The sequence below is a fragment of the Moorena sp. genome (assembly GCF_982860115.1).
On record NZ_CEYLVT010000259.1, the window covers coordinates 1 to 9,703 of the forward strand.

Consider the following 9,703-nt stretch of genomic DNA (forward strand, 5'->3'; position numbering starts at 1 on the left):
GGAATAGGGAATAGGGAATAGGGAATAGGGAATAGGGAATAGGGAACAGGGAATATAGAATAGGGAGTAGCGATTAGGCAGGGCTGTTTCATTCTAATCAATAAATTGCCAATTCAATCCCTTGAAAGGGAGGTGAGGTAATAGGGAGAGGTTTTATTAATCAAAATTACCCCTATAGCAATCCTAAATCATTTGTAAAATCAGCAAAATCTGTAATCGTTGCTGGGCAAGGGTTATAGCGATTTGGCGTTCGCGCAGCGTGGCCAATATATTTCACGAATCATATAGGACTGCTATATCTGGAAAATCCATTGTCAACAAGCACAATCAGGCCGGGTTTATTAAGAACTATTAGTATTTTATTGACAATATACATTTACCCTGTATTAGGTAATTAGAGTGACAAAGTAAGCGTAGTCGATCGCTTTTAGCGGCTCCTAGGTCCCATCGCGTAGCGTGACCAAAGGTCAATCCCGGGTGCTAGTGCATAAACAGCTCACAGAACATAGGGTATATAATATGAACCTTCGAGTATTGATTGCAGCGGAACATGCATCTGCAAAGTTTGGTGGTGAAGCAGCTCTTCCATTACATTACTATCGAATTTTGCGCCAACGAGGGATTCCTACCTGGTTAGTCGTACACGAACGCACTCGTGCAGAATTAGAGGCATTATTTCCCCAAGATCAACATATTGCTTATGTTCCTGACACCATTTGGCATCGTATGTTGTGGCAGTTAGGTCATCTGCTGCCTACCCGTTTATCCTACTTTACGCTAGGGCTAGTTATGCGTCTTTTGACCCAGCTGACCCAGCGGCAAATCATTCGCCGTATTGTTAAGCAGGAGCAGATCAATATTATTCATCAACCGATTCCAGTATCCCCTAAAGAGCCATCTATGCTGTTTGGAATGGGTGTACCGATCATTATTGGTCCTATGAATGGTGGTATGGACTATCCTCCAGGTTTTCATAAACTGCAAAAGAAAACTGTAAACTTTACCATATTTTTGGGACGGAAGTTTTCAAATATTATGAACCAATTGATACCTGGAAAGAAACAGGCAGCATTACTAATAGTGGCAAATGAGCGAACCCAAAAAGCACTACCTCAAGTCGCCTGTAAACAAGTAATTGAAATAGTAGAAAACGGTGTAGATTTATCTATATTTAAACCTCTTAAATCTGCGTCCACAAGCCTACCGATAAAAACATAAAATGTTTTTATCGGTAGGCTTGTGGACTGGAAAGGCGTTGATTTATTGCTGCTTTCATTTAAAAAAGCATCCCTGAAATTTCCTATTACCTTAACTATTATTGGTGAGGGGACAGAGAGGGATAAATTAGAGAAACAAGCACAAGAACTCAATATTTTATCCACAACTATCCACAATACTGGTAAAGTATTTTTTGCTGGTTGGCTTTCTCAAGAAAAGTGTTCAGAGCAATTACAGCAGTCTGATGTATTTGTTTTACCGAGTCTTTTAGAGTGTGGTGGGGCAGTGGTGCTTGAAGCAATGGCAAAGGGACTTCCAGTGATTGCCACTAATTGGGGAGGCCCAGCAGATTATCTCGATACTTCTTGTGGAATTCTTGTAGAACCCTCCTCTCGTGAGGAGTTTATTGATAGTCTTGCCAATGCAATGCTGACGCTGGCCCACTCACCCCAAAAACGCCAAGATATGGGAATAATGGGCCAAAAGAAAGTTATGCAACATTTTGATTGGGAAGTTAAGGTAGATCACATGATAAAGATCTATCACAAGGTGATTGCTGACCACCTAGCCAGCTCAAAGATACAGTCCTGACTGCCTGACACAAGTAGTTCAAACCCAATCTGTCCTTGAATAAGAATAGTATTTGCGTCGGTCTTCTAAATACAGTTCAAACTGGTGAAGCGCTTGAGATTCTTAGGTGCTCAAAGATTGAAAATGACCTTTAAAATAATTTGCGATCGCATCAGCTGCTTTAATTCCCGACTGCAATGCCTTGTGAATACCAGCCGACGGTATTGCTGCAGCAGTTTGCGATCGCTTATTAAGCTGACAATCACCCGCTGATTGGGTAGACGAGCAGCATACCACCAACCCAATTCTGTACCTCACCCAATTGAAAACCGCTATCAATCATTATTATCAACAATACCAATATCCTCATTCCAAAGTTTAGAGTTGTTCAGAATAAAGTCTTGCATTAATTGATAGCAACTATCGTCATTTAAAACCTCAACAATCACACCTCTAGAACGGAGTAATTCTTCTTCACCTAAAAAAGTTTTGTTTTCCCCAATCACAACATGAGGGATCTTGTACAACAAAATAGCGCCAGTACACATACTACATGGGGATAATGTAGTGTACAAAACTACATCTTGATAAAAAGAAGCAGGTTGAGAGCCAACATCCTCAAGAGCATCCATCTCGCCATGAAGGATTGCACTACCTTTTTGAACTCTCCTGTTGTGTCCACGCCCTACAATTTTACCGCCCTTAACCACAACTGAACCGATAGGTATTCCTCCCTCTTGTAAACCTATCTGAGCTTGTTTAAATGCTGCTAGCAAAAACTGATTCACAATTCCACCTCATCACTCTGAGCTACTGCATCTTTCCTAAATCTATCAAGATTAAATTCTCCCGTTTCCTTAGCGTGGCCATAGGCCTGCATAGATTTATTTCAAGCTGACCGCTGACTGCTGACTGCTGACCTATTTCCTAGAGGAACAATGGTAAAAAATTCTTTCTAACTCATTACTATTAAAACTATAACTATAACACCTATAAGTATAATAAACCCTTATACATTAATTAAGTATTTATTATATAAAGTTTGATGACAATTTAAAAAAAAAATTGGCATTTTATGATATGAGCGGTGGAAATCATTGAACTATGTCAAGTTTTATGTCAATAAGCTGAGGGTTTTCCGTAACTCAGCATTATTCCAATGCTTACCTGTTGTCTTGATTATTGCGCGAGTGGGGGTTTCCCCCAAGACCGTAATGGTGCGTTTACAGTCGTCGAATTAAATTCGCCACGGGTCGCACCTGAGGCATCGCTTATTCAAAAACACCGATTGCGCTACGCGCACGCTGCGCGAACAGTAGCGTGACCGTAGGCCTTTAGCTGATAGCTGATAGCTGATAAGCAGGTGCACAAAATTAATTACACATTTTCCAAACCTAAAAGCCTTACAATGTCAGGGTTAAAGAGATTGGGTAATGGTAATTAATTATGTCTAGGTGCTTAGAAGAAACCTTAGTCAAAATTTGGTCTGAAGTCCTAAAAATTGAGCCGATTGGCATTGAGCATAATTTCTTTGAATTAGGGGGACACTCCCTTCATGCCAGCCAAGTTGTGGCTCGTATTTCTAATAGACTAGGCATTGAAGTGCCATTGTTGCAGATTTTTGAAGCACCAACAATTAGCCTGCTCTCAAATTACCTAGAATCAGTAAATACTAGCACTTGTAGCACTGGTGACTATCCATTAGTCCCCACCCCCACGGCAACAGAGGCAGAGATTCCTCTATCCTTAACCCAACAAAGTCTCTGGTTTCTGGCTCCACTGGAAGAGAATCCTGCTGCCTATAACTTGGTCAGAGCGTTTGTGATTACCGGGCGATTAGACAGAACGAGTTTAGAAAATGCGATCGCAACCCTCATAGACCGCCACGAAATCCTACGAACGACCTTTGAAGCTCTTGAGGGCATGCCTTTCCAGGTGATTGCCTCACATATTCAGTTACCCCTGTCTATTGTAGACTTGGCTACTGAGGGGTTCGATGTGATTGAGGAAGTGATTCTCCAAGAACAAAATCGCCCCTTCGATGTAACTGTTGGCCCTCTGGTACGATTTACGCTAATTTGCTTAGGACAGGAAAAGCAAATTTTACTATTGACCATGCACCATATCATTAGTGATGACTGGTCAATACAAGTTTTGCTCTGTGAACTCTCATGGCTTTATACGGCTGGTTTAACTCAAACATCGCCATCATTACCGGCTCTGCCCATTCAGTATGTTGATTATGCGGCTTGGCAACGCCGCCGATTCACCGGGGAGTTTAGAGATAGCCAAATTAAATACTGGCAACAGCAATTAGCAGATGTTACCCCAGTGCTTAACCTCCCCCTGGATCGTCCCCGCACAACTCAACCCTTCAAATCTGGCCGGGTTCCATTTCTCCTCAATCGGGACCTAACTGATCAACTCCATGTCTTAAGCCAGGGTAAGGGCACAACCCTATTCATTACGCTTTTTGCGGCCTTTTCCGCTTTTCTGTCTCGCTATTGCAATCAAGACGATATTGTGGTCGGGACTCCCATCGCCAACCGAAACCCAGCCATAACAGAGGCGTTAATTGGCTTCTTTGTTAATACTTTAGTCTTGCGCACTCGACCGAAGCCAGAGCATACCTTCGATCAGTTGCTGTCCCAGGTTCGTCAAGTGGCCTTAGATGCTTATGCTCATGCCGATATCCCCTTTGACCTGCTGCTAGAGCAACTGAAACCGGAACGGCTGCCAGGGGTTAGTCCCCTCTTTCAGGTGATGTTTACCTTGCAAAATCTCCCGAAGGAAACCCTAGAGTTGTCGGGGCTGACTGTCAGTGCTAAGTCTTTAGATAAACCCACTGCTGGGGCTACTTTTGACCTAACTTTATCCCTCAACCAAACCGATACAGAACTGATTGGCGCTTTTGAATACAATGCCAATCTGTTTGATGGGGCAACGATTGAGCGGATGACAATAAATTTCCAAATTTTTGTAGAGGGGATCACTGTATTTCCAGAACAAACCATTGCTCAATTGCCGATTTTGAGTGCTGCTGAACGACAGCAATTGTTAATGGAGTGGAATCAGACCCAAACCGATTCTCCTCGCCATGCCTGTGTTCACCAGTTATTTGAAACCCAAGTCCAAAAGACACCAGATGCAGTAGCATTACGTTTTGCCGAAAAAGCTCTGACCTATCAGGAGTTGAATCAAAAGGCTAACCAACTCGCCCATTATTTGCAAACTTTGGGTGTTGGCCCAGATGTTCCGGTGGGAATTTGTCTGGAGCGCTCCTTCTCGATGGTGATCGCGCTGCTAGCAATTCTCAAAGCCGGGGGAGCTTATGTGCCCCTAGACCCTGGCTATCCCCAGAAACGGCTGGCCTACATGATGAAAACTGCTCAAGTTTCCATTCTACTCACCCAAGAGTGTTTAATATCCCAGGTGCAGCTAATGGCTGAGCATACCCTTTGTTTAGATAAGGATTGGCCAACCATTGCCCAACATCTACCCACCAACCTCAATGCCCAGACTACACCAGATCACCTGGCTTATATTATCTATACTTCTGGGTCAACTGGGCAACCGAAAGGGGTTGCCATGCCCCACCAAGCTTTAGTGAATCTGATTGTTTGGCAACTTCAGCAGACCTTAGCATCTAACACTGGTCGCACCCTCCAATTTGCCCCGATTAGCTTTGATGTTTCCTTCCAGGAAATCTTCTCGACCTTGTGTGCTGGAGGAACCTTAGTTTTAATCTCAGAGGACATACGCACTGACCCCATGGCACTGTTGTCCAAACTCAACCAGGAAAACATTGCTCGTTTATTCTTACCCTTTGTTGGGTTACAACAGTTAGCAACTGTAGCGAAAACAGCACCATCACTGCCCATCCACTTGCAAGACATCATTACTGCAGGAGAACAGTTACAAATCTCTAATGCCATTCGCGATTTGATGGAGCGTTTGCCAGGATGTACTCTCCATAACCACTATGGGCCTTCTGAGACTCATGTGGTGACAGCCTTTACCCTGCCAGAAGACGTTGCTCAATGGCCAGCCCTGCCCCCGATTGGAAAACCCATCTCTAATTGTCAAATCTATTTGCTAAACCAAGCTTTCCAGCCAGTTCCGATTGGGGTTGCCGGTGAGCTATACATTGGCGGGGTGGGGCTTGCTCGGGGTTATTTTAATCGCCCTGAGCTAACGGCAGAGCGATTTATTCAGCATCCATTTAGTGATAATCCATGGGCTCGACTCTACAAAACTGGGGACTTAGCTCGGTATTTACCAGATGGCACTATTGAATTCCTGGGTCGCATTGACCATCAAGTCAAAATCCGAGGCTTCCGTATCGAACTCGGGGAAATTGAATCGGTGCTCAGTGACTACCAGCACGTGCAGGAATGCGTCGTTATCTGCCGGGAAGATACCCCAGGAAACAAGCGCCTGGTAGCCTATGTAGTTGGGGATGATGATCTTGACATCAGCGCCCTGAAAGAGTATATCAAACAGAAATTACCAGACTACATGGTTCCCAGTGTAGTGGTGCCCCTGACGTCATTACCCCTGTCTCCCAGTGGTAAAATAGACCGCAAAGCATTACCTGCCCCCTCTGCTGTCTTCAGCCAAAGTAGTGACTTCGTTGCACCGAAGACAGAGAGTCAAATTCGCATCGCTAGTCTTTTTGCCGAAATTCTCTCCCTGCACCCTCAGAGCATTAGCCTTGAGGATAGTTTCTTTGAGTTAGGTGGTCATTCCCTATTGGCCACTCAACTGATGTTTCGGATTCGTGAAGCCTTCGAGATTAATTTATCCCTAAGGGCATTGTTTGATTATCCCTCTGTTTCTGATTTGGCTAGTGCAATCGACCACGCTTTAGTAACTGGAGACTATCAATCCCAGACTTGGGATTTAGAAGCAGAAGCTGCTTTAGCTCCAGATATTCAGCCATCAACTGCGATCGCGCCAATCGTCAGTCCAATGGAACGAATTTTCCTAACCGGTGCCACAGGTTTCTTGGGAATTCATTTACTTTCTGAACTCTTGACCACAACGGATGCTACTGTCTATTGCTTGGTTCGCGCCGAGCATATAGATGCTGGCAAAGAAAGACTATTGAACAAGTTAGAAGCAACTGGATTATGGAGTGATAATTTTACATCTCGAATTATTCCCATCATTGGAGATTTAGGAAGCAGTCGTTTTGGACTCTCAGCAACTGAGTATAATAATTTATGCCAAGAAATTGATGTTGTTTATCACGCTGGAGCCTATGTTAATCATGTGTGGTCTTACCCTATTTTAAAAGATGCGAATGTTTTGGGAACCCAAGACGTGTTGAGACTGGCCAGTCTAGGGAAGCTCAAACCTGTTCATTACGTTTCTACCATCAGCGTGTTATCAACATCCCAAACTGATCAACCCATTCTCGAGTCAGCTACTGCCAATTATTATGATTTACCAAAAGTAGGCTATGTTCAGACCAAGTGGGTAGCAGAGCAGTTAGTTTGGGAAGCTGCCAAGCGCGGTTTGCCCATAACTATCTATCGACCTTCGAGGATTAGTGGTCACAGTCAAACCGGTGTGTCTAGTTTCGATGACTTACTCTCGCGACGGGTGAAAGGATGTATTCGACTCAAATGTTTTCCCAGCTGGAGTGGTTTAGCAGAAAACCTTGTCCCAGTAGATTATGTCAGCCGAGCGATTGTTTGTCTGTCTCAACAAAACCGTTTATTTGGGAAGGCATTCCATTTAATTAATCCCAAATCGGTGCATCTGAGGGAGATTTTTGACTGGGTGCGCTCCCTGGGCTATAGCTTACAAGAAATTGACTATACTCATTGGCGTTCTAAGTTGATAGAGGATATGGAAAATCCTCTCTACCCTTACTTACCTAACTTCCCGGAATCACCGTCGAACATAACAAACTTAATTGAGTACGATTGTCGCAATGTGGTTGATGGTTTAAGGGGAAGTGGTATCCAGTTACCGGAGGTTAATCAGGATTTATTTAAAACTTACCTCTGCTACTTCAGAGAAAGTGGATTTTTGAAGGATTGAACCTTTTTACTAGACTTCGCGGCAGTTGTCGGGAACAGGGAACAGCGATGCAGCGCGGTCTTGGGAAGGCAGCGCGGTCTTGGGGGTTCCCCCCATGAGCGACTGCCGTGGTTTCCCCCACTCGCTATTGCATCAAGACGGGAACAGGGAACAGTGGACAAGAATTGACGCAAAGCGATGCATCGCTTTCTTATGCCCCACACCCCACACCCCACCCCCTACACCCCACACCTGAGGTCAAAGTAAAAAACCTACCCTTATGAGCTTACTCCACCCCCTCCAATAACAGAGCCACTTGTTCAGGTGCAGGAAGTTGATTCTGCAACTGTTGTGGTAACGTTGAAACTATTCGATAAGTAGCAACACCAATCGGTTTGTTTGACTCCTTCAAGGCATATTCCACAATGGTCTTATCCTTAGACTTGCACAGAATAATTCCTATGGCAGAATTCTCCTCTTCTAGCCTAACTTTGTCATCTAACGCTGCCAAATAAAACTGCATCTTGCCTATATATTCTGGCAAAAACTCCCCTATTTTTAAATCGATGGCTACCAAACATTTGAGATGGCGATGAAATAACAGCAAATCAATGAAATACTCTTTGTTGCTAATTTCTAAGCGATACTGACTGCCAATGAAAGCAAACATTCCTCCCATTTCCCGTAAAAATGGTTCGACCTTGGCTAGAATTGCTTGCTCTAACTGACGCTCACTGTACTGATCGGCTAGCTCCAAAAAATCAAAGATGTACTCATCTTTAACGGCTAACTTAGCTTGCTTACGAATCTCCTCGGAAACTGTCTGTTCAAAATTAGTTTGATTGAGCAACGTTTTCTCGTAGGTTTGATTCTCAATTTGGTGAATCAAAACATTTTTTGTCCAGCCAAATTTCCGCGTCATCCGGATATAAAACTCTCGCTCTAAGTCATCTTTACACTTTTGCATAATAAGCAAATTATGACTCCAACCAATTTCTGCAACCATTGGTTGCAGTTTTTCATTTTGAGAGTAGGTGAGATATAAATTGCGCATATTCCAGATATTCCGAACCGAAAAGCCACTGATACCTGGAAACTCCGCTTGTAAGTCTTTTGCTAATTGTTCTACGACTGATTTACCCCAGGTTTCTCCCTGTTGACGGGTAACAATTAAGCGTCCAATATCCCAATAAAGAGTAATTAATTCCTTGTTGACTGCTTTGAGGGATTGGTACTGGGCCTCGCGAATGCGCTCCTTGACTTCTACTAGTAGTTGCCGATACTTCCCTGAATCCAAGTCACTCATCTGGTTTCCGATTCAACAACATTTGTCCAAAAGGTGATCTTGACACTCCCCGGTCTAAAGACGCGGGGATTCTTCACTCAACGATCTAACTTGCGTATAGCTGGCCGGAACCAGGAAGAGTAGAGGTCGGATCTCCTGAAGCGTTTAGGTTTTTGACAACCCAAGTTCCGGTGTGCCCCACCGTACTCAAGGCTCTTTTTAGGATATTTATGGCGGCATTGTGATCTCTATCAAGTTCACATCCACATTTACAGGTGTGAGTCCTAGTTGATAGAGACTTTTTAACAACCTCACCGCAGTTGGAACAATTTTGGCTGGTATAGGCGGGATTTACTGCAACCGTTACCTTTCCAAATTTTGTGCCAAAATGCTCCATCCATTTCCTGAATTGATACCAACCTGCGTCATTAATAGACTTAGCAAGACAATGGTTTTTAGCCAGATTTTTTACCCTTAAATCTTCATAGGCAACCAGATCGTTAGATTCGGCGAAGCCGACGCTACGCGAACGGACTACGCAACGCGCCGGAGACGAAACCTTAGATAGTGGAGCCTTTATGGGTGTTCGGCTTTGCATAA

At 43.9% G+C, this 9,703-nt stretch carries 6 protein-coding genes and 1 pseudogene; 3 read left to right on the forward strand and 4 right to left on the reverse strand.

Annotated elements, in window-relative coordinates:
* The first annotated feature begins 519 nt into the window (after positions 1-519).
* Positions 520-1,218 (forward strand): hypothetical protein, encoded by a 699-nt coding sequence (locus AC4II3_RS28265; protein ID WP_488015277.1) that lies wholly within the window; start codon positions 520-522, stop codon positions 1,216-1,218.
* Positions 1,219-1,227: 9 nt separating this feature from the next.
* Positions 1,228-1,809 carry a glycosyltransferase family 4 protein gene (locus AC4II3_RS28270; RefSeq protein ID WP_488015285.1) on the forward strand — a complete coding sequence of 194 codons (582 nt, stop codon included), beginning with the start codon at positions 1,228-1,230 and terminating at the stop codon, positions 1,807-1,809.
* Between the two features lie 102 nt (positions 1,810-1,911).
* Here the strand turns inward: AC4II3_RS28270 and AC4II3_RS28275 are convergent, their stop codons facing one another.
* The gene (locus AC4II3_RS28275; RefSeq protein WP_488015279.1) at positions 1,912-2,106 is read right to left on the reverse strand and encodes a hypothetical protein; all 195 of its coding nucleotides are present in this window, start codon (positions 2,104-2,106) and stop codon (positions 1,912-1,914) included.
* Positions 2,107-2,123: 17 nt separating this feature from the next.
* Positions 2,124-2,576 carry a nucleoside deaminase gene (locus AC4II3_RS28280; protein ID WP_488015281.1) on the reverse strand — a complete coding sequence of 151 codons (453 nt, stop codon included), beginning with the start codon at positions 2,574-2,576 and terminating at the stop codon, positions 2,124-2,126.
* 658 nt (positions 2,577-3,234) lie between these two features.
* Here AC4II3_RS28280 and AC4II3_RS28285 point away from each other — a divergent pair.
* On the forward strand, positions 3,235-7,839 hold the full coding sequence (locus AC4II3_RS28285; RefSeq protein ID WP_488015283.1) for a non-ribosomal peptide synthetase family protein: 4,605 nt from the start codon (positions 3,235-3,237) through the stop codon (positions 7,837-7,839).
* A gap of 265 nt (positions 7,840-8,104) precedes the next feature.
* Here AC4II3_RS28285 and AC4II3_RS28290 read toward each other — a convergent pair whose 3' ends face one another.
* Positions 8,105-9,124 (reverse strand): PDDEXK nuclease domain-containing protein, encoded by a 1,020-nt coding sequence (locus AC4II3_RS28290; RefSeq protein WP_488017416.1) that lies wholly within the window; start codon positions 9,122-9,124, stop codon positions 8,105-8,107.
* Positions 9,125-9,178: 54 nt separating this feature from the next.
* Positions 9,179-9,703, reverse strand: a pseudogene (locus tag AC4II3_RS28295) (RNA-guided endonuclease InsQ/TnpB family protein); the annotation flags it as partial.